General features: G+C 75.5%; 18 protein-coding genes. 6 read left to right on the forward strand and 12 right to left on the reverse strand.

Annotated features, from left to right (window positions below):
* Positions 1 to 11: 11 nt before the first annotated feature.
* From cobA to cobC, 3 genes are read right to left on the reverse strand one after another with little or no spacing between them, the layout of a single operon-like run.
* Positions 12 to 1,244, reverse strand: a complete 1,233-nt coding sequence (cobA, locus tag IEY96_RS28015; RefSeq protein ID WP_189197801.1) for a uroporphyrinogen-III C-methyltransferase — start codon at positions 1,242 to 1,244, stop codon at positions 12 to 14.
* Between the two features lie 52 nt (positions 1,245 to 1,296).
* The gene (cobT, locus tag IEY96_RS28020; protein ID WP_189197916.1) at positions 1,297 to 2,367 is read right to left on the reverse strand and encodes a nicotinate-nucleotide--dimethylbenzimidazole phosphoribosyltransferase; all 1,071 of its coding nucleotides are present in this window, start codon (positions 2,365 to 2,367) and stop codon (positions 1,297 to 1,299) included.
* The gene (gene cobC, locus IEY96_RS28025; RefSeq protein ID WP_189197802.1) at positions 2,367 to 3,449 is read right to left on the reverse strand and encodes an Rv2231c family histidinol phosphate aminotransferase CobC; all 1,083 of its coding nucleotides are present in this window, start codon (positions 3,447 to 3,449) and stop codon (positions 2,367 to 2,369) included. Before cobC ends, cobT begins: the two co-directional genes overlap by 1 nt.
* A 133-nt stretch (positions 3,450 to 3,582) precedes the next feature.
* Between cobC and IEY96_RS28030 the strand changes: the two genes are divergently transcribed.
* The gene (locus IEY96_RS28030) at positions 3,583 to 5,715 is read left to right on the forward strand and encodes a transglycosylase domain-containing protein (protein ID WP_189197803.1); all 2,133 of its coding nucleotides are present in this window, start codon (positions 3,583 to 3,585) and stop codon (positions 5,713 to 5,715) included.
* Between the two features lie 114 nt (positions 5,716 to 5,829).
* Here the strand turns inward: IEY96_RS28030 and IEY96_RS28035 are convergent, their stop codons facing one another.
* Both IEY96_RS28035 and IEY96_RS28040 read right to left on the reverse strand, forming a co-directional pair.
* Complete coding sequence (locus IEY96_RS28035; RefSeq protein ID WP_107079172.1) at positions 5,830 to 6,399, reverse strand: GNAT family N-acetyltransferase; 570 nt, start codon at positions 6,397 to 6,399, stop codon at positions 5,830 to 5,832.
* The gene (locus IEY96_RS28040; protein ID WP_189197804.1) at positions 6,396 to 7,763 is read right to left on the reverse strand and encodes a cobyrinic acid a,c-diamide synthase CobB; all 1,368 of its coding nucleotides are present in this window, start codon (positions 7,761 to 7,763) and stop codon (positions 6,396 to 6,398) included. The genes IEY96_RS28035 and IEY96_RS28040 overlap by 4 nt, the downstream gene beginning before the upstream one ends.
* A 135-nt stretch (positions 7,764 to 7,898) precedes the next feature.
* Here IEY96_RS28040 and IEY96_RS28045 point away from each other — a divergent pair, with 135 nt between their 5' ends.
* Both IEY96_RS28045 and IEY96_RS28050 read left to right on the forward strand, forming a co-directional pair.
* Positions 7,899 to 8,723, forward strand: a complete 825-nt coding sequence (locus IEY96_RS28045; RefSeq protein ID WP_189197805.1) for an SURF1 family cytochrome oxidase biogenesis protein — start codon at positions 7,899 to 7,901, stop codon at positions 8,721 to 8,723.
* A gap of 96 nt (positions 8,724 to 8,819) precedes the next feature.
* Entirely contained in the window at positions 8,820 to 9,599 is a 780-nt protein-coding gene (locus tag IEY96_RS28050; RefSeq protein WP_189197806.1) for a hypothetical protein, read from the forward strand.
* A 42-nt stretch (positions 9,600 to 9,641) separates the two neighbouring features.
* On the opposite strand, the gene IEY96_RS28055 is transcribed toward IEY96_RS28050, so the two are convergent.
* The 4 genes from IEY96_RS28055 to IEY96_RS28070 form a co-directional block, all read right to left on the reverse strand.
* Positions 9,642 to 11,225 carry an ATP-dependent DNA ligase gene (locus tag IEY96_RS28055; protein WP_189197807.1) on the reverse strand — a complete coding sequence of 528 codons (1,584 nt, stop codon included), beginning with the start codon at positions 11,223 to 11,225 and terminating at the stop codon, positions 9,642 to 9,644.
* Positions 11,226 to 11,338: 113 nt separating this feature from the next.
* The gene (locus IEY96_RS28060; RefSeq protein WP_189197808.1) at positions 11,339 to 11,545 is read right to left on the reverse strand and encodes a hypothetical protein; all 207 of its coding nucleotides are present in this window, start codon (positions 11,543 to 11,545) and stop codon (positions 11,339 to 11,341) included.
* 78 nt (positions 11,546 to 11,623) lie between these two features.
* The gene (locus tag IEY96_RS28065) at positions 11,624 to 12,976 is read right to left on the reverse strand and encodes a dipeptidase (RefSeq protein ID WP_189197917.1); all 1,353 of its coding nucleotides are present in this window, start codon (positions 12,974 to 12,976) and stop codon (positions 11,624 to 11,626) included.
* A gap of 36 nt (positions 12,977 to 13,012) precedes the next feature.
* Complete coding sequence (locus IEY96_RS28070; protein ID WP_189197809.1) at positions 13,013 to 13,663, reverse strand: uridine kinase family protein; 651 nt, start codon at positions 13,661 to 13,663, stop codon at positions 13,013 to 13,015.
* Between the two features lie 110 nt (positions 13,664 to 13,773).
* On the opposite strand from IEY96_RS28070, the gene IEY96_RS28075 reads away from it, so the two are divergent.
* Complete coding sequence (locus IEY96_RS28075) at positions 13,774 to 14,175, forward strand: rhodanese-like domain-containing protein (protein ID WP_189197918.1); 402 nt, start codon at positions 13,774 to 13,776, stop codon at positions 14,173 to 14,175.
* 103 nt (positions 14,176 to 14,278) lie between these two features.
* Here the strand turns inward: IEY96_RS28075 and IEY96_RS28080 are convergent, their stop codons facing one another.
* The 3 genes from IEY96_RS28080 to ssb form a co-directional block, all read right to left on the reverse strand.
* Positions 14,279 to 15,820 (reverse strand): cobyric acid synthase, encoded by a 1,542-nt coding sequence (locus IEY96_RS28080; RefSeq protein WP_189197810.1) that lies wholly within the window; start codon positions 15,818 to 15,820, stop codon positions 14,279 to 14,281.
* Complete coding sequence (locus IEY96_RS28085; protein ID WP_189197811.1) at positions 15,817 to 16,830, reverse strand: cobalamin biosynthesis protein; 1,014 nt, start codon at positions 16,828 to 16,830, stop codon at positions 15,817 to 15,819. Before IEY96_RS28085 ends, IEY96_RS28080 begins: the two co-directional genes overlap by 4 nt.
* 93 nt (positions 16,831 to 16,923) lie before the next feature.
* The gene (ssb, locus tag IEY96_RS28090; protein WP_189197812.1) at positions 16,924 to 17,658 is read right to left on the reverse strand and encodes a single-stranded DNA-binding protein; all 735 of its coding nucleotides are present in this window, start codon (positions 17,656 to 17,658) and stop codon (positions 16,924 to 16,926) included.
* 278 nt (positions 17,659 to 17,936) lie between these two features.
* Between ssb and IEY96_RS28095 the strand changes: the two genes are divergently transcribed.
* Together IEY96_RS28095 and IEY96_RS28100 are read left to right on the forward strand one after the other, a co-directional pair.
* On the forward strand, positions 17,937 to 18,347 hold the full coding sequence (locus tag IEY96_RS28095) for an HPF/RaiA family ribosome-associated protein (RefSeq protein WP_189197813.1): 411 nt from the start codon (positions 17,937 to 17,939) through the stop codon (positions 18,345 to 18,347).
* 88 nt (positions 18,348 to 18,435) lie between these two features.
* Positions 18,436 to 19,401 (forward strand): alpha/beta hydrolase (locus IEY96_RS28100; RefSeq protein ID WP_189197919.1); only part of this gene is annotated, 966 nt, incomplete at its 3' end.

The following is a 19,401-nucleotide window of genomic DNA, read 5'->3' on the forward strand; positions in this document are numbered from 1 at the left end:
CTGCTCGACGCTCAGGTGTCGAGGGCCCCGACCACGTCACCGATCACGACGATGGCGGGCGGGCGCAGGCCGGCGGCCTCGACATCGGCGGCCACCGTGCCCAGGGTCGAGCGGATCGCCCGCTGGCCGGTGGTGGTGCCCTCCTGGATCACCGCGGCCGGCGTCTGCTCCGGCTTGCCGTGCGCGACGAGGGTGGCGCTGATCGCCGCGAGGTTCTTCAGGCCCATGAGGATCACCAGGGTGCCGTGCAGGCCGGCGAGGGACTCCCAGCGGACCAGCGAGGCCGGCGAGTCGGGCGCGACGTGCCCGGAGACCACGGTGAACTCGTGCGCCACCGCCCGGTGGGTGACCGGCACCCCGGCCGCCGCGGGCACCGAGATCGCGCTGGTCACCCCGGGAACCACGGTGACCGGCACGCCCGCCTCGGCGCAGGCCAGCAGCTCCTCGCCGCCCCGGCCGAAGACGTACGGGTCGCCGCCCTTGAGGCGTACCACGACCTTGCCGGCGCGGGCCCGGTCCACCAGGATCCGGTTGATCTCCTCCTGGGCCCGCGACGGCCCGTACGGGATCTTGGAGGCGTCGACCAGCTCGACGTCCGGGCGCAGCTCGTCGAGGAGCAGCCCGGGGACGAGCCGGTCGGCGACCACCACCTCCGCCTCGATGAGCAGCCGCCAGCCCTTCAGGGTGATCAGCTCGGGATCGCCCGGCCCGGCGCCGACGAGCGCCACCCGCCCGCCGGCGGTGTCGACCGGCGGCCCGTGCTCCACCGGAGGCGTCGGCAGGGTGCCCTTGCCGGCGCCGAGGAGGTCGCGGACGGCGTCGCGGACGGTCATGGCGCGGCGGGGGTCGCCGCCGCCCAGCACGGCCACGGTGACCGGGCCGTGCCGGGTCACCGCCGGGGTCCACGCGGTGGCGGCGGCCCGGTCGTCCGCGCGGACGCAGAAGATCCGCCGCTCGGCGGCGACGGCGCTGACCGCGGCCGCCGCGACCCGGTCGTCCACGGCCACCTGGACCAGCCAGGCCCCGTCCAGGTCGTCGGGGACGAACCGGCGCGGCTCCCAGCGCAGCCGCCCGGCGTCCACGTGCGCCCGCAGCGCCGGGGTCAGCTCCGGCGCCACCAGCAGGACATCCGCGCCGGCGTCGAGCAGCGCGGGCACCCGCCGGGTGGCCACCGCTCCCCCGCCGACCACGACCACCCGCCGGCCGGCCAGCCGCAACCCGAGGGGGTACGGGTTGCCGCTCACGTCGCCGCCGTCCCGCCGCGACGGAACACGCCGGGTGGAAGGATCCGAGCGCTCACTTCTCGGCCACTCCCGCCGAGTCGAAGGTGGCGACCTCGTGCAGCACCCGGACCGCGCCGGTGACGACGGGCAGCGCGAGCAGCGCGCCGGTGCCCTCGCCGAGCCGCAGCCCGAGGTCGATCAGCGGATCCAGGCCGAGGTGCCGCAGCGCCGCCGTGGCGCCCGGCTCGGCCGAGCGGTGCCCGGCGACCATGGCCCCGACCGCGTCCGGCGCGAACGCGGCGGCCGCCAGGGCGGCGCTGACCGCGATGACGCCGTCCAGCAGCACCGGCACCCGGCGCGCGGCGGCGCCGAGGACCAGCCCGGCCAGCGCGGCGTGCTCCAGGCCGCCGACCGCGGCCAGCACGCCCAGCGGGTCGGTCGGGTCGGGCGCGTGCCGGTCGAGCGCGGTCCGCACCACGCCGACCTTGCGGGCGTACGTCTCGTCGTCCACTCCGGTGCCCCGTCCGGTGGCCGCCGCCGGGTCGACCCCGGTGAACGCGGCGATCAGCGCGGCGGCCGGCGTGGTGTTGCCGATGCCCATGTCCCCGGTGAGCAGGATGCCGGCCCCGGCGTCGACCAGGTCCCCGGCGACCCGGATGCCGGTCTCCACCGCCGCCCGGGCCTCGTCCCGGTTGAGCGCCGCGGTCACGGTCAGGTCCCGGGTGCCGGGCCGTACGTTCGCCGCGATCAGGCGGGGGCCGGCCGGGTCGGTGGTCGGCCCGACCGGGAGCGGGGTGGCCACGCCGACGTCCACCACGGTGACCGAGGCGCCGGCCTGGCGGGCGAACGCGTTGACCACCGCGCCGCCGGCCACGAAGTTGGCGATCATCTGGGCGGTGACCTCCTGCGGCCACGGGGTGACGCCCTGGGCGTGCACGCCGTGGTCGCCCGCGAAGATCGCCACTGCGGCCGGCTCGGGCAGCGGCGGCGGGCAGGTCCCGGCCAGGCCGGCGAGGCGTACGGAGAGCGGCTCCAGGGCGCCGAGGGAGCCGGCGGGCTTGGTGAGCCGGCCCTGGAGTTCGCGGGCGGCCGCCATGGCGGCCTCGTCGAGCGGCCGGATCGCCGCGACGGTGGACTCCAACATCATGCCTCCAGGATCTCCGCCAGCACGTCGGTGAGGGCGTCGGTCGTCGCCGGATCGCGCACCGCGATCCGCAGCCAGTCCGGGCCGAGCCCGGGAAAGGTGTCGCCGCGGCGGACCGCCCAGCCGCGCTCGCGCAGCCGCTCCCGTACGGCGGCGGCGCCGGCCAGGTGGACCAGGACGAAGGCGCTGGCGGGCTGGCCGACGACGCGTACCCCGGGCAGGCCGGACAGGCGGGCCACCAGGTGGTCGCGGTCGGCGGCGAGCCCGGCGGCGATGGCGCGCTCGGCCGCGACGGCCGCCGGGGACGCGCAGGCGGTGGCGGCGGCCAGCGCCGGGGTGGAGACCGCCCACAGCGGCTGGGCGGCGGCGAACCGGGCGAGCAGCCCGGGGTCGCCGAGCAGGTAGCCGATCCGCAGCCCGGCCAGCCCCCAGGTCTTGGTGAGGCTGCGGACCACCACGAGGCCGGGCAGGTCGCGGCGGGTGGCGAGGGACTCGGGCTCGCCCTCGACGCCGGGGGCCGCCGTGGTGTCGGCGAACGCCTCGTCGACCACCAGCACCCGGCCGGGGCGGGCCAGCGCGGCGACCGCCTCGCCGGGGTGCAGCACGGAGGTGGGGTTGGTGGGGTTGCCGAGCAGCACGAGGTCGGCGTCGGCGGGCACCCGGGCCGGGTCGAGCCGGAAGTCGTCGCCCGCGTCGAGCAGCACCCGCTCGACGGTGTGGCCGGCGGCCCGCAGGGCGGCCTCCGGCTCGGTGAACTGCGGGTGCACCACCACCGGCCGCCGGGCCTCGCGCAGGGCCCGGGCGATCAGCACGAAGCCCTCGGCGGCGCCGGTGGTGAGGAGTACCTCCTCCGGGGGACGCCCGTGCCGGGCGGCGACGGCGGCCCGGGCCGGGCCGGGATCGGGGTACGCGGCCAGCGCGCCCAGCGCGGCGACCAGCGGGTCGGCCAGCCAGTCCGGCATCGGGGCGCGGCGGACGTTGACCGCCAGGTCCACCAGGCCGGGGGTGGCCTCGGCGTCCCCGTGGTGGCCGAGGTCGGGCTCGCCCGCCGGAGCGTCGGTCCCGATCAGCTGAGCACGCATGTCCGCGATCCTGCCGGGAAGCCGCCGCCCGGGACAGCGCATCCCGGCGTGGGCCGCGTCACCACCGCTGAACCCCCTCGCCCGTTTATGAATTCTTCTCATTTCCGAATCGGAAATGTCATAGCTTGACCATGTGAGCAACCGACCCCTTGCCTCCGCTGGTCGTGCCGTGCCCCTCCTCCGCGCCGGACTCATCGCCGGCATCGTGGTCGCCGCCGCGGCCTATCCGCTGGCCGCCGTCACCGGCATCGGCGCCAAGGCCACCGCACACGCAGTGGAGCAGAAGACGAGCATCCTCAAGACCGCGCTGCCCGCCGAGACCTCGTACCTGTACGCGCCGGACGGCAAGACCGTGCTGACGATGTTCTACGAGGAGTACCGGCAGTACACCAAGATCGAGGACATGTCGCCGAACGTCCAGCAGGCGATCGTCGCCGCCGAGGACAACCGCTTCTACCAGCACCACGGCGTCGACCCGAAGGGCGTGGCCCGTGCCTTCGTGTCCAACGCCCGGTCCGGCGGCGTCTCCCAGGGCGCCTCGACGATCACCATGCAGTACGTCCGGATGGCCCTGCGGGACAGCGCCAAGACGCCGAAGGAGGTCCAGGAGGCCACCCAGCAGACCAGCCTGCGCAAGGTCAAGGAGATGCGCATGGCGCTGGACATCGAGAAGCACGTCAGCAAGGAGCAGATCCTGGAGCGCTACCTCAACTCGGCCTACTTCGGCCACCGGGCGTACGGGATCTACGCGGCCTCGCAGATCTTCTTCTCCAAGACCCCGGCCACCCTCACCCCGGTGGAGGCGGCCACCCTGGCCGGCCTGGTCAAGTCCCCCTCGGAGTACGACCCGATCACCTCCGACCAGAAGGACGCCACCGGCCGGCGCAACTACGTGCTCGACAACATGGCCCGCCTCGGCTACCTCTCGCCGGACGCCGCGGCGGCGGCCAAGGCGGAGCCGATCAAGCTGCGGCTCACCAACCCGCCGAACGACTGCGCCTCGATCAACGACCAGTACCGCACGTGGGGCTTCGCCTGCGACTACCTGAAGAACTGGTGGAGCGCCCAGCCCGCGTTCGGGGAGAACCGGCTGGAACGGATGGACAAGCTGCGCCGCGGCGGCTACCGGATCGTGCTCAGCATCGACCCGAAGATCCAGGCCGCGGCCGAGAAGAACGTCGGCGCGAAGGACGCCACGGGCAGCCCGTTCGCCAACGGGGTCGTGGTCGCCGAACCGGGCACCGGGCGGGTCAAGGCCATGGCGGTCAATCGCAACTACTCGCTGGACCTCAGCGAGAACGGGCCCAGCTCCAACCCGGAGGCCGGTCCGAAGGTGAAGGCGAACTACCCGAACACGGTGGCGCCGCTGCTGGGCGGGGGCACACTCCCCGGCTACCAGGCCGGATCGACGTTCAAGATGTTCCCGATGCTCGCCGCCCTCGACTCGGGGATGAAGCTCTCGACCTCGTTCAACGCCCCGTACCGGTACAAGTCGTCGGTGTACGACGGCTGGGCCCCGTCGAACGCCAGCGGCGCGATGACCGGCCAGCAGACCATGTGGTCCGGCTTCGGGAAGTCGGTGAACACGTACTTCGTGTGGCTGGAGGAGCAGGTGGGCGCGGACAAGGCGGTCCGGCTGGCCGAGCAGCTCGGGCTGCGCTGGCGCACCGACGTGGACCGCGACCAGGCGTCCCCGACCAAGGTGAAGAAGTGGGGCGCGTTCACCCTGGGCGTCTCCGACGCCACCCCGCTGGAGATGGCCAACGCGTACGCGGCCGTCGCCGCCGACGGGCGCTACTGCGAGGCGATCCCGGTCAACTCGATCATGAACCGGGACGGCACGCCCGCCACCTACCGCACGCCGGGCGGGGTGCAGCGGGAGGTCGCCAAGCCGCGCTGCCGGCAGGTGGTCAGCGCCGACGCGGCCCGGGCGGCCACCGACGCGGCCCGCTGCCCGACCGGCGACACCCCGGCCAAGGGGGGCTGCGGCGGCTGGTCGACGGCGGACAGCGTGCGGGGCACGGTCGGCCGCCCGGTCGCCGGCAAGACGGGTACCACGGACAGCACCCGGTCGGCCTGGTTCGTCGGCTACACGCCGGAGCTGGCGGCGGCGAGCTTCATCGCCGATCCGGACAACCCGTTCAACGCGGTGGGCGACGGCCAGTCCCAGATCCCGGTGAACGCCGTGGCCATGACCCTCCGCGACGCCCTGAAGGGCCAACCCACCCGCCAGTTCACCCCACCCAGCGACCAGATCGTGGGCTGACCGCCCCCTGAGGCTGCCCGGGGGTGCGCCCGGGCCAGTTGACCAAGAGGTTTGCGCGCGGAATCGCTCGATTCCCGACGCAAACCTCTTGATCAACTTCCCCGAAGTGGGGGGTCAGCGGAGGTCGGCGCTTACGAAGGACCAGAGTTCCAGATCCACTCGGGCGCCGTGGACGAAGCCGGCGTTGCGGAGCAGGCCCTCGTAGCTGAAGCCGGCTTTTTCCGCCACGCGGCGGGAGGCCACGTTGCCGGGGGCCACCCGCAGCTCGACGCGCTGGAAGCCGTGCTCCAGGATCAGCGCGATGGCGACCGCGTCGACCGCCTCGGCGGCCAGGCCGTAGCCGCGGGCGTGCGGGGCGATCGCGTAGGACACCTCGGTCAGCCGGGCGCCCCAGTCGGTGCGGCGGGTCCAGAGGCAGCCGACCACCCGCTGGTCCTCGCGGCGGACCACCGCCCAGTGGTCGCCCTCGCCGCTGTCCCGCCGCTGCCGGGCCAGCTCGGTGCACCAGGCCCGCCCGTCGATCTGACCCGAGGAGTCGGCCAGCGGCAGCCAGCGCTGGGTCTGCCGGTCCGCGAACACCTCGTCGACCGCCTCGGCGTCCGCCGCGACGAGCTGGCGTACCTCGGTGCGCGGGGTGGAGACGGTCAGCGCCGGGAAACGGCGCACGGCCACCTGCCCGATCACGCCGGGGCCTCCGCGGGGGCCACGGCCGCCGCCACCAGCCGGGCCGCGATCTCCGGGTGCGCCGCCCAGTGCGGCACGAGCTGCGACGCGTGCACGCCCCGCCAGACGAAGCCTTCCGGGGCGCCGCCCTCCCAGCGCCAGGCCGCCCGCTCGCCGGCCCGCGGGGTGAGCACCGCGGCGTGCTGCTTGTGCCCCACCACCGTGGCGCCCGCCCGGGCCACCACGCTGTCACCGGGTGCGGTCGCCTCCCGGTAGCCGACCACCAGGCCGTCCCGGCTGGCGCCGACCGCGTCGAGCACCCCGCACATGGGCAGGCCGTCCAGCTCCCGGGCCAGCCAGAGCAGGCCGGCCCCCTCGGCGATCACCGGGCGGCCCGTGCGGGCCAGCTCGGCCACCGCGATGCAGAGCCGGCGGTTGGCGGAGAGCTGCTCCGCGTACGTCTCGGGGAGTCCGCCACCGACGACCAGCGCCCGGGTCCCGGCGGGCAGCGCCTCGTCACGCAGCGGGTCGACGGTGACCACCTCGGCGCCGGCCGCGCGCAGCAGCTCGGCGGTCTCCGGGTGGCTGTAGCTGCCGCCCGGGCCGCCGGCCAGCGCCACCACCGGCCGCTCCCCGGCGGGCGCGCCCGCGGCCGGCTCCGGCGACCACGGCGCGACGGTCAGCTCCGGGGCGGAACGGGCCAGCCCCAGCAGCCGGTCGAGGTCGACCGTGGCGGCGACCGCCTCGCCGAGCCGGCGGACCGCCCGCTGGGCCTCGGCGTCGCGCTGGACCACCGGCACCAGCCCGTGCCGGCGGGCCGGCAGCACCGGGGGCAGCTCGTGCCGGCGCAGCGCCCCGTAGACCGGCACCCCCACGTCGTCGAGCGCCTCGCGCAGCATCGCCTCGTGCCGGGGTGAGGCCACCCGGTTGAGGATGACGCCGCCCAGCCAGAGCTGCTCGTCGTACGCCCGGAAGCCGTGCACCAGGGCGGCCACCGACTGGCCCATGGCGGCCACGTCCACCACCAGCACGACGGGGCTGCGCAGCGCGGTCGCGACCGCCGCGGTGGACTCGGTCTCCGGCCGGCCGGCGATCGAGTCGTAGAGCCCCATGGTGCCCTGCACCAGCGCGAACCCGGCCCCGGCGGCGCCGTGCGCGAAGAGCGGGGCGACCAGATCCGGGCCGACGAGCCGCGGATCCAGGTTGCGCCCCGGCCGGCCGGCGGCCAGCCCCAGGTACGCGGCGTCCACCTGGTCCGGCCCGATCTTGAACCCGGCCACGTCCAGCTCCCGGTCGGCGAGGGCCGCGAGGAGGCCGAGCGAGAGGGCACCGGTGCCGTGCCCCGAGGAGGGCGCGCTCAGCACGACGCGCGGCACGACGGTCATCATCGACTCCTGGTCTGGGGTGGTTTCCGCCCGCGTGACCATACCCGCCCGGACCGACGCGCGGCGGCCGCCGGCCGGCCCGTTCCGACCCGGTACGGGGCAGTGGCGCCGCTCATACGGGTAGCCTTTGCCAACGTGTACCGGTTCCTGCTGACCCCGCGCTGGCTCGGCTATCTCGCGCTGACCCTGGCGGCCGCCGCGGTGATGGTGTTCCTCGGCAACTGGCAGCTGGACCGCTACCGGGGCCGGACGGCGATCAACGAGCGGATCGACGCCGGCGCCACCATGACGCCCGCGCCGCTGCGCGACGCCCTGCCCGCCCCGACCGGCGGACCCGGCACCACCGGCCCGGCCCCGGAGGAGCGGCTCACCTGGACCCGGGTCACCGCCACCGGCCGGTACGACAGCACGAACGTCGTCCTGGTCCGCGGCCGGACCGTCGACAACAAGGTCGGTTTCGAGGTGCTCACCCCGCTGGTCCTCGCCGACGGCAGCGCGGTGCTGGTCGACCGGGGCTGGATCCCGCCCGTGCCCGGCGGCAACGCCACCGCCCAGCCGCCGGTGCCGGCCGCGCCGACCGGCGAGGTGACGGTCTCCGGCCGGCTGGTGTCCAGCGAGAGCGGCGGCGGGGCGGTCGACCGGCGCGACGGCAAGCTGGAGACCCGGCGGATCAGCATCCCCCGCCTCGCGAAGCAGCTGCCCTACCCGGTCTCCGGCGGCTACGTGCTGCTCGACCAGCAGACCCCGGCCGCCGACCCGGCCTTCCAGGCGGTGCCCATCGGGCACACCAACAACTGGCAGAACTTCGGCTACGTGGTGCAGTGGTGGCTCTTCGCCGGGATGAGCCTCGTCGGCTACGGCTGGGTCGCCCGCCGAGAGGCCCGGCGGCTGGCCGGGCTGGACGCCCCGCGCAAGCCGCTGGACCGGGCCGCCGAGCCGGTCTCCCCCACCTCCGCCTGAGCCCGTCGGAGCGCCCGAACCGGACATTCGGTGGGCACACCGGGCGGCGGGGACGCTGTAGGGTCCGCCCATGATCGTCAACCGTGGGGGGTCGCGGTGACCCCTGATCCCACGACGCCGCTGCCCGCCGAGCCGCCGACCCCGGCGGCGTACGACCCGTGGTCCGCCATGCCGCCGGCCGTCGCGCCGCCCACCGAGCGGTTCCCGGTGCTGGCCACGCCACCTGCGGACGCCCCGGCCACCGCCGCGCCCACCGAGCGGTTCCCGGCGCCGCCCGCGATCCCGGCGCCACCGGTGCTCCCTGCCCCGCCGGCCGCTGCCCAGTTCCCGGCCACTCCCGCGACCGCCCAGTTCTCCGCGCCACCGGCTCAGTTCTCGGCGCCGCCGGCTCAGTTCTCGGCGCCGCCCGCGACCGCGCAGTTCTCCGCGCCGCCGGGTCCGCCGGCTCCGCACGGCGGGGCGCTGGTGGTCGCGCCCGGGGCGTACCCGCCCATGCCGCCAGCGGGGCCGCTGCCGCCGGCGCAGTCCATGGTGGCTGTGCAGATCGGCGAGATCATGGTGACGCCGCCGGTGATCCGTACCCCGGCCGGTGTCCTGCCGCTCGCCGGCTCCTCCTGGCATGTGATGGACCACTGGCAGAAGGAGGAGAAGGTGGCCACCTGGGCGATCGTCGCCGCGGTGCTCGGCTTCTTCTGCCTGACCGTGTTCAGCCTCCTCTTCCTGCTGATCAAGGAGACGCGGCACCACGGGACCGTGCAGGTGACCGTGATCAACGGCGGGCACCAGTACGTCGCGCGGATCCCGGTGGCCGACCAGTTCCAGGTGCAGCAGATCAACAACCAGGTCAACTACGCCCGGTCGCTGTCGGTCGGTTGAGCCGCGCGCCGGAGGCGGCGCCGCGCCGCCTCCGGCCCCCGGTCAGCCGGTGACCCGACCGGCGTGGATGGCCCGGACCGCGTCGATGGTGTCCGCCTCGGCGGCGGTCTTGTCGTCCCGGTAGCGCACGACCCGGGCGAAGCGCAGCGCCATACCGCCCGGGTAGCGGCTGCTGGCCTGCACCCCGTCGAAGGCGATCTCGACCACCTGCTCCGGCCGGACCCGGACCACCCAGTCGCCCTTCTCCACGGCCAGCGCGAGGAAACGCTCGGTCTGCCAGCGCAGCAGTTCGTCGGTGAGCCCCTTGAACGTCTTGCCGAGCATGACGAACTCGCCGGTGCGCGGATCGCGGGCGCCCAGGTGCAGGTTGGAGAGCCAGCCCTGCCGCCGGCCGCTGCCCCACTCGACGGCGAGCACCACCAGGTCGAGGGTGTGCCGGGGCTTCACCTTGACCCAGGCCGCGCCGCGCCGGCCGGCGTCGTAGGGCGCGGTCGGGTCCTTGACCACCACCCCCTCCTGGCCGGCGTCGACCGCCGCCGCGAAGGCCGCGCCGGCCTGCTCGGGGTCGTCCACCTCCACCCGGCCGACCAGCAGCGTCGGGTCGACCGCGCCGGCGAGCGCGGCCCACCGCTCCCGGCCGGGCAGGTCGATCAGGTCCGTGCCGTCGAGGTGCAGCAGGTCGAAGAAGTACGGCGTCAGCACCGTCTCGCCGGTGCGCTCGGCCGCGGCGAGCACGGCGGGCGCCACCGGCGTGCGCCCGGTGGTGCTCGGGGTGGTGCGCCGGGCGGCCCGGCTGGAGGTCTCCTGGAACGGCAGGGGCCGGCCCTCGGCGTCCAACCCGATCGCCTCGCCGTCGAGCACCAACTCCCGGGCGGGCAGCGCGCGGACGGCGGCCACCACCTCGGGCAGCCGGCCCGTGATGTCGTCCAGGCTGCGGGTGAAGACCGCGATGTCCTGACCGGACCGGTGCACCTGGATGCGGATGCCGTCGAGCTTGACGTCCACCACCGCCGGGGTGCCGGTGGCGGTGAGCGCCTCGTCGACCGAGGGCGCGCTCTGGGCCAGCATCGGGGCGAGCGGGCGACCCACCTGGAGCCCGAACCCGGCCAGCGCGGCCGCACCGCCGGAGAGCGCCGCGACCGCCACCGCCCGCAGGTCGCCGGCGAGCAGCAGGGCCCGCCGGACGGCCGTGACCGGCACGTCGGCGGCCCGGGCCACCGCCTCGGTGAGCAGGCCGGCCTGGGCGCCCTGGCGCAGCTCGCCCCGGAACAGGCCGACCAGCAGCCGCTGCTCGTCGGCGGTCGCCGCGGCGAAGAGCCGGCCGAGCAGCTCACGCCGCCGGGCCTGCGAGCCCGCGCCGCCGACCGCCGCGATCTCCTCGATCGCCGCGTCGACGCCGCCCACGGTCAGGCTCGGCTCGGCGGCCGGCGGAGGCAGGTCACGCAGGCTCGCCCAGCCCACCCCGGTCTGCCGCTGCCGCAGTTCGCCGGCGAGGTAGCCCGCGCCCGCGGGCACCTCGTCGGGGTCGAGCGACCGCAGCGCGGCGGCCAGCAGCTCCACCTTGGCCCGCCGGCCGCTGGTGGCGCCCACCGCCGCCGACGTGGCCGCCAGCTCAAGGAACCGCACGTCCCTCATCCTGCCAGCCACCCCCGACACCGGGGCGGTTCCCGCGCGATCTTGGGGAGTTGGCGCCCCCCAGGAACGTCAACTCCCCAAGACCGCGGAAGCGGCGGGCCGGCTCAGGCCGAGACCGGCTCCTCGATCCGCAGCCCGCGGGCGCGCACCTCGTCGGCGACCCGGGTGAGCAGCGTGTCGAGCGCGACCAGCGCGGCGGAGAGCTCGCCGAGCTGTTCCTTGAGCGTGTCCTCGGGCCACGCGGAGACATCGACGTCCCCCAGAGCACTGACGGCGGCCTGGAGCCGCGACATGTCGTCGTTCGTACGCATGTTCGAGAGGCTATAACACCCCGCCGCCCGACACACCGCAAACTCCGACATCGGCCCCGAAGTTACGGTTTCGACGCCTCAGGGCAGCTTCACGCCCGCCTCGGCCACCTTCGCCAGCAGCAGCGCCTCGGCCACGCAGACCCGGGCGAACTCCCCCAGGTGCAGGCTCTCGTTCGGCCCGTGCGCCCGGGCGTGCGGGTCCTCCACACCGGTCACCAGGATCGCCGCGTCGGGGAACATCTCCTGGAACGTGGCGATGAACGGGATCGAGCCGCCCACGCCGATGTCGACCGGGTCGGTGCCGTCCCAGGCGCCCCGGAACGCCGCCCGCGCCGCCTCGAACATCGGCCCGGTGGCGTCGATGACGCAGGGCGCGCCGTCGTGCTCGAACGTCACCGTCACCTGCGCGCCCCACGGGGCGTGCTTCTCCAGGTGCGCGATGAGCGCCGCGTACGCCTTCTTCGGGTCGTCGCCCGGCGCCAGCCGTACGCTCAGCTTCGCCTTGGCGGCCGGGACCAGCGCGTTCGGCGCCTCCCCGGTGGCCGGGGCGTCCACGCCGAGGATCGCCAGGGCCGGCTTGGTCCAGAGCCGGTCGGTGATCCGGCCGGTGCCGAAGAGCTCCGCGCCGTAGACCAGCCCGGCCTCGGCGCGGAACCGGTCCTCGGGGTAGTCGACGCTGGCGCCCTCGCGGCCGACCAGACCCTCGACAGCCACGTCACCGGCGTCGTCGTGCAGGGTGGCGAGCAGCTTCACCAGCGTGGTGAGCGCGTCGGGCACCGCGCCGCCGAACATGCCGCTGTGCACGGCGTGGTCGAGGGTGCGGACCTCCACGAAGCAGTTGACGATGCCACGCAGCGAGGTGGTCAGCGCGGGCACGCCGACGTCCCAGTTGGTCGAGTCGGCGATGACGATGACGTCCGCCGCGAGTTCCTCGCGGTGCGCGATGAGCAGCTGCTCCAGCGACTCCGAGCCGTACTCCTCCTCGCCCTCGATGAAGAGGACCACGCCGACCGGAAGCCGGTCGCCGAACGCGCGCAGCGCCGCGACGTGGGCCATGATGCCGGCCTTGTCGTCGGCGGCGCCGCGACCGTAGAGGCGGCCGTCCCGCTCCACCGGCTCGAACGGGTCGGACTCCCAGAGCGACAGGTCGCCGACCGGCTGGACGTCGTGGTGGGCGTACATGAGGACGGTGGGCGCCCCGGGCGGGGCCGGCTTCGTCCCGATCACAGCCGGCTGGCCGCCGGAGCGCACGATCTTCGTGTCGAGGCCGCAGCCGCGCAGCAGCTCCGCCACCGCCTCGGCGGAACGCTCGACGTGCGAGTGGTCGAAGCCCTCGAAGGCGATGCCCGGGATGCGGACGAGTCGCTCGAGGTCGGCACGGACGCCGGGCAGTTCCCGCTCGACGGCGGCCCGCACCTCGGACTCGGACATGATCGGTGAGGTCATGACCGGAATCGTATGCCGGCCTTACCTCGCCCCGCCGTCCGAGCCCGCCCCTCCGGCCCGGACGTAGTAGCGGCCGGCGTCGTGCGGCAGGCCGGGCGCACCGTCGACCACCAGGTCCACCGCGGCACCGGTGCCGTCGGCGGCGAAGTGCGCCCGCTCCCGGGCGTGCCAGCGGCGCAGCTCGGGCAGGATCTCCGCGCCGTCGCGGGCGAGCGCCCGGGACAGCCGCAACCCGGCGGGCGCCGTGACGAGAACCGACAGGGTCAGCTCCGGCCGGATCGCCGCCCGCGCCGCGCTCACCCCCTCCACGATCAGCACCGGCCCGGCCGGCACCGGCACCGCCCGGTCCAGGAACCGCCGGCGCACCCAGCTGTACCGGCGGTAGGCCCCGGGCCGGCCCGCACGGACCGGTCCGAGCACCCACTCCTCAAGGCGCGGCCAGAAGGTGAACTGGTCGTCCCAGCCGTCGAGCAGGTCGTCGGTGCGGACCACCGTCGGCCGGGCGCCGCCGGGCAGCGCCGCGACGGCGTCCGCGAGGCGCGTCGCGAAGACGCTCTTGCCCGCGCCGCTCGGCCCGTCGACCGCCACCAGTCGGGTACGCCCCAACCGCGCCGGCCCGGCCAGCACCCGCCGGGCCAACCCGGCGTACGCCTCGACCACCGCCACCGTCACCCGACCGACGCTAGCCGTCCCTCGTCCGCTGGATCCTGCGGCACCAGCAGGCCGTTCGCCGGGCGGCCCGGCGTCCCCGTGGGCATCATCGGGAGGTGCTCCATGACGTGATGAGTCCGGGCGTCGACGCCCTCCTCGAACAGGCCCGCGCCGGCCTCCACCGGCTCACCCCGCACGACACCGTCGAGGCGGTCCGCGCCGGGGCCCTGCTGGTCGACACGCGCACCGAGGCGCAGCGCCGCGAGCAGGGTGAGCTGCCCGGGGCGATCGTCATCGACCGGACCGTGCTGGAGTGGCGGCTCGACCCGGCCAGCGCCTGGCGCATCCCCGAGTCGACCAGCTACGACCGGCAGATCGTGCTGGTGTGCCGCGAGGGCTACAGCTCCAGCCTGGCCGCCGCCGGCCTCCAGGCGCTCGGCCTGCGCCGGGCCACCGACATGATCGGCGGCGTGCAGGGCTGGCGGGAGGCGGGGCTGCCCATGTCCGACCGTCCCGCCGACATCCGCTACTGACCCCCAGCGGGCCGGTGCGCCCGCCTGCTGAAGACGGCCGGCCCACCCGGGGCGCTCAGTCGTCCAGCCCGCTCGGCCTCCACGTTCAGGGCGCTCGGCCCGGTCAGGGGGTCGGCGCGCCGGGTGGGATGAACGGCAGGCCCGGCGGCGCCCCGGATTCGATCAGCCGCCACAGCGCGTCGGTGTCGAGGTGCTCCTCGACCAGGTCGCCGAGCAGGTCGAGGGTGCGCTCCCGGGCGGCGGCGAACGTGGTGTCCGGGGCGACCTTGAACCCGGTCCGCCCGGCCAACTCGGCGACCTCGGTGAGGAAGCGGCGGCGGAAGGCGTCGGACTCGAAGGCGCCGTGCCAGTGGGTGCCCTGCACCGCGCCCAGCCGGGCCCCCTCGCCGGTGCCGTCGGTGTAGCGGAGCAGCGGCGGCAGGCCCGGGTCGGCGGCCGACACCTGGCCGTGATGGATCTCGTAGCCGTGGACCGGCACGTCCCCGGCGGCGGTGCCGGCGGCGCGCCGGACCGTCTTGCGCGGGTCGAAGGTGATCTCGACGGGGAGCAGCCCGAGGCCGGGCACGCTGCCCGCGCGGCTCTCCACCGGGTCGTGGATGGCCCGGGACAGCATCTGGAAGCCGCCGCAGATGCCGAGCAGCGGCTTCCCGGCGGCGGCGTGGGCCAGGACGGCGTCGGCCAGACCGGTCTCGCGCAGCCAGGCCAGGTCGGCCACGGTGGACTTGGAGCCGGGCAGCACCACCAGGTCGGCGGCGGCCAGCTCGGCCGGCTCGATGGTCAGCCGGACCCGGACGCCGGGCTCGGTGGCCAGCGCCTCGACGTCGGTGGCGTTGCTGATCCGGGGCAGCCGGACCACCGCCACGTCGAGCCAGTCGGTGCCCCGGGGCGCCGCCGGCCGGCCGAGCACCCGCCCGTACGCGAGCGAGTCCTCCGCGTCGAGCCAGAGGTCGAGCGCCCAGGGCAGCACGCCGAGGGTGGGACGGCCGGTGACGCTGTGCAGCATGTCCAGCCCCGGCCGGAGCAGCCCCAGGTCGCCCCGGAACTTGTTGATCACGAAGCCGGCGACGAGGGCCTGGTCGGCCGGGTCGAGCAGCGCGACCGTGCCGAACATCGAGGCGAACACCCCGCCCCGGTCGATGTCGCCGACCACGATGGCGGGCAGGCCCGCCTGCCGGGCCAGCCCCATGTTCACGTAGTCGCCGGCCCGCAGGTTGATCTCGGCGGGGCTGCCGGCGCCCTCGCAGATCACCACGTCGTATTCGGACCGCAGCTCGGCCAGCGCCGCGTACGCGGTCCCGGCGAGCCGGGGACGCAGCTCCCGGTAGTTGCCGGCGGTGACCGTGTCGACCGCCTCGCCGAGCAGCACCACCTGGCTGGCGTGGTCGCTGCCCGGCTTGAGCAGGACCGGATTGAAGCGCAGGTCCGGGGCGAGCCCGCAGGCGGCGGCCTGCATGGCCTGGGCGCGACCGATCTCGCCGCCGCGCCCGTCCGGCCCGACCACGACGGCCGAGTTGTTGGACATGTTCTGCGCCTTGAACGGGGCGACCCGCACGCCTCGGCGGCGCAGCCAGCGGCAGATGCCGGCGGTGAGCACGCTCTTGCCGGCGTCGGAGGTGGTCCCGGCGACCAGCAGCCCGCCGCTCACCGCCCGCTCCCCGGTCGCGTCCGGCCGAGGGCGCGCAGCGCGGTGCGACCGGTCGCGCCGACCAGGCGCCCCACCGTCACGGGGTAGGTCGCCGCGAGGCCGAGCGCGGCGAGGCCGACCGCGCCGGAGATCCGGGCGGCCCGCTTGAGGTGCCGCGCCTCGGGCCGGGGCCCGTCCCCGAGGAACGGCCGGGTCTCCTCGCGTCCGAAGTAGACGTTGCGCCCGCCGAGCCGCACGCCGAGCGCGCCGGCCATGGCCGCCTCGCACTGCCCGGCGTTCGGGCTCGGGTGGTCGTTGCGGTCCCGTCGCCAGACCCGCCAGGCGGCGGCGCGGTCCCCGTGCGCGGTAGGGGCCACGGCGACCGTGAGCAGCCCGGTCAGCCGGGCGGGAACCAGGTTGAGCAGGTCGTCCAGGCGGGCGGCCGGGGTGCCGAAGCGGGCGTACCGGGGTGAGCGGTGGCCCACCATCGCGTCGAGCGTGTTGGCCGCCCGGTAGCCGAGCAGGCCGGGCAGCCCGGCGACGGCGCCCCAGACCAGCGGGGCGACCACCGCGTCGGAGGTGTTCTCGGCGACCGACTCGACGGTGGCCCGGGCCAGCTCCGGCTCGTCGAGGGCCGACGGGTCCCGCCCGCACAGGTGGTTGAGCCGGCCCCGGGCGGCGGGGAGGTCACCGGACTGCAACGCCCGGGCCATCACCCGCGACTCGTGCCGCAGGGTGCGCCCACCCAGCACCGTCCAGGTGCCGGCGGCCACCAACGCGGCCCGGGCCACCGGGCGACGCCGGGTGGCGAGGCCGGCGGCCACCCCGAGCAGCACCGGCGCGCCGACCGCGAGCGCCGTGAACGCCGCGCCGGCCGACCGCTCGGGTCGGTAGATCCGCCGCTCCAGGGCGCCGGCCGCCCGGCCGAAGCCGGCCACCGGATGCCACTGCCGCGGATCGCCGAGCAGCGAGTCCAGCGCGTAGCCCGCCACCAGTCCCGCCGCGTTCGCCATGGCGGTCGCCTGCCGCACCCGTCACCACCTCCGGCCGGCCAGCCTAGTCGTACGGCGGGGTGGCCACGCCGGCGTCGCCACCCCGCTCCCCCGATGCACGATCCGGGCGGCTCAGGCGGGCACCGGGGTCCGCCCCCGGCCCCGCCGGGCACGGCCGGTCCCGGTGACTCCCGCGGCCTCGCCGGCCGGGTCCGGCTCACCGGTCGCGGGCTCAGCGCCCACCTCGTCGTCCTCCCCGGCGGCCGGGCCGTCGGGCCGGTCGTCGAACGGGTCGACCAACTCGTCGAGGTCGCCGGCCGTCGGGTCCGCCCCGGTGCTGAGCACGACCCGCGGGGCGTCGAACTCCGTCGGCGGGAACTCGTCGTCGAACGGCCGGTCGTCGAACGACGTCGGGGCCTGTTCGTCCGACACCGGCTCGGTCGCCTCGCCGTGCACCCGGCGCTCCGCCTCCGCGTCCTCCACGGTGCTGGTCGTCATGCCGGGCCGGTTGCGCAGGAACCGGGCCCGGCCCCGGGACAGGTCGTGCCCGACGGCGACGGCTTCCAGTTCGTAGAGGGTGCGGTGGTTGCCGGCGTCGTCGGTCCAGTCGCGGGTGTAGAGGCGGCCGGCGACGACGACCGGGTCGCCGACCGTCACCGAGGCGGCCACCCCCTCGGCCAGCTTCCGCCAGCAGTTCACCCGCACCCGCAGGCTGTTGCCGTCGACCCAGCGGCCGCTGTCGCGGTCGAGGCGGCGGGCGGTCGAGGCGACCTTGAAGTTGGCCACCAGGGTGTTGCTCTGGGTGGTCCGGCGCCACTCCGGCGCGGTCAGCACGTTGCCGACGATCGTGACGTACGTATCGAACATCGCCCCTCCCAGGGGAACTCGGCTTGTCGGACCGAGCCTCGGCCGGCGACCCGGCCCGGGCCAGCCGTTCCGGCCGGGCTGTGGACGACGGACCCGGCTGTGGACAACCACCTGATCAAAGTCCCGGTCTGCTAGGACCAGCGGCCCTGTGGCCGTGACCTGCCGAGAAGCATGATCAAAGAGGCCGGGTTCCGGACGCGGCCCGACTGGGTATGGATTTGATCAACCGAGTGAAAGGGAGCGACGATGCTTCTCCGAGACGTCTGCGAGACCCGGCGATGAGCGCCGTGGCGAACCCCGCGACCGTGGCCGAGTGCCTCCGTGTCGGCGCCGGGTTCTCCCAGGGCGACCGGAACTGGATCGCGGAGCAGTTCGCGACCCTCGACGCCCGGCTCGCCGGGTTCCACGCCGACGCCACCGAGCTGGAGGTGTCGGTCAAGGACCGGAACGCCCGGGGGCAGAAGGTCACCCTGGAGTGCTGGGTCGCGGGCCGGCAGAAGATCGTCACCACCTCTTCCGAGGAGGACCTGCACGCCGCGCTCAACGACGTCCGGGACGACCTGCGCCGCCGGCTCAACGACGCGAAGACCCGGCAGGAGCCGCGCCACAACAAGCACCTGCGCGAGACGGACCAGCCCGAGGGCGTCCCCGCGCAGGCCGCCGAGCGGGTCGACGCGGAGACCGTCTGAGATCACCCCCGCCTCCGCCCGCGCCCGGTGCCGGCGGGCGGGGGCGGGGGGCTACCGCCGGGTAGCGTGGCGGCGTACCGTCGCGGTCGTGGAACCGGACGTGCTGGGACCGCCGTACGAGCGGCAGACGATCGACCTGGGCACCGACGACGAGGGACTGATCGTCGCCACCCTGGTCCGCCGGCGGGCGGAGCGCCCGACCGGCCGGGCCGTGCTCTACGTGCACGGCTTCGTCGACTACTTCTTCCAGACCCACGTGGCCGACTTCTTCGCCGAGCGTGGCTGGGACTTCTACGCGCTCGACCTGCGCAAGTACGGCCGCAGCCTGCAACCGCACCAGACCCCGAACTTCTGCCGCGACCTGAGCGACTACTTCCCCGAGCTGGACGCCGCCGCGAAGATCATCCGCGAGGACGAGGGGCACGACACCCTGCTCGCCATGGGCCACTCCACCGGCGGCCTGATCATCTCGCTCTGGGCGCACGCCCGCCGCGAGGCCGGCCTGGTCGACGGGATCTTCCTGAACAGCCCGTTCTTCGACATCAACGCGCCCTGGCTGGTCCGTCGACCCCTCGCGGCCGCCGTCTCCCGGCTGGGCCGCCGGGCGCCGCAGCGCATCCTCCCCTTCGGCCTGGGCACGGTGTACGGCGAGAGCCTGCACGCCGACCACCGCGGCGAGTGGCGGTACGACCTGGCCTGGAAGCCGCTCGCCGGGTTCCCGGTGCGAGCCGGCTGGATCAACGCGATCCGCGCCGGCCAGCGCCAGCTCCGGGCCGGCCTGGACATCCCGGTGCCGGTGCTGCTGGCCTGCTCCACCCGCAGCTACCGGGGCACGAAGTGGCACGACTCGGCCACCCTCGCCGACGCGGTGCTCGACGTGGAGCACATGGTGCGCTGGGCGCCCCGGCTCGGCCGGCACGTCACCCTGGCCCGCTTCGACGGCGGGCTGCACGACCTGACCCTCTCCGGCCCCGCCGTACGCGAAAAGGTGTTCGCCGAGGTCGGCCGGTGGGCGGACGGCTTCCTCGGCGCCGGGCCGACCGAGGCGGAGCCG

Origin of the sequence: Micromonospora fulviviridis, from assembly GCF_014648395.1 — a bacterium.
Lineage (GTDB): Bacteria > Actinomycetota > Actinomycetes > Mycobacteriales > Micromonosporaceae > Micromonospora > Micromonospora fulviviridis.

Coding starts and splice junctions, on each gene's coding strand:
- cobT (WP_189197916.1), bottom strand. CDS start 2,367: ATGTTGGAGTCCACCGTCGCGGCGATCCGGCCGCTCGACGAGGCCGCC.
- cobC (WP_189197802.1), bottom strand. CDS start 3,449: ATGCGTGCTCAGCTGATCGGGACCGACGCTCCGGCGGGCGAGCCCGAC.
- IEY96_RS28040 (WP_189197804.1), bottom strand. CDS start 7,763: ATGACCGTCGTGCCGCGCGTCGTGCTGAGCGCGCCCTCCTCGGGGCAC.
- IEY96_RS28060 (WP_189197808.1), bottom strand. CDS start 11,545: ATGCGTACGAACGACGACATGTCGCGGCTCCAGGCCGCCGTCAGTGCT.
- IEY96_RS28065 (WP_189197917.1), bottom strand. CDS start 12,976: ATGTCCGAGTCCGAGGTGCGGGCCGCCGTCGAGCGGGAACTGCCCGGC.
- IEY96_RS28075 (WP_189197918.1), top strand. CDS start 13,774: ATGAGTCCGGGCGTCGACGCCCTCCTCGAACAGGCCCGCGCCGGCCTC.
- ssb (WP_189197812.1), bottom strand. CDS start 17,658: ATGTTCGATACGTACGTCACGATCGTCGGCAACGTGCTGACCGCGCCG.
- IEY96_RS28095 (WP_189197813.1), top strand. CDS start 17,937: ATGAGCGCCGTGGCGAACCCCGCGACCGTGGCCGAGTGCCTCCGTGTC.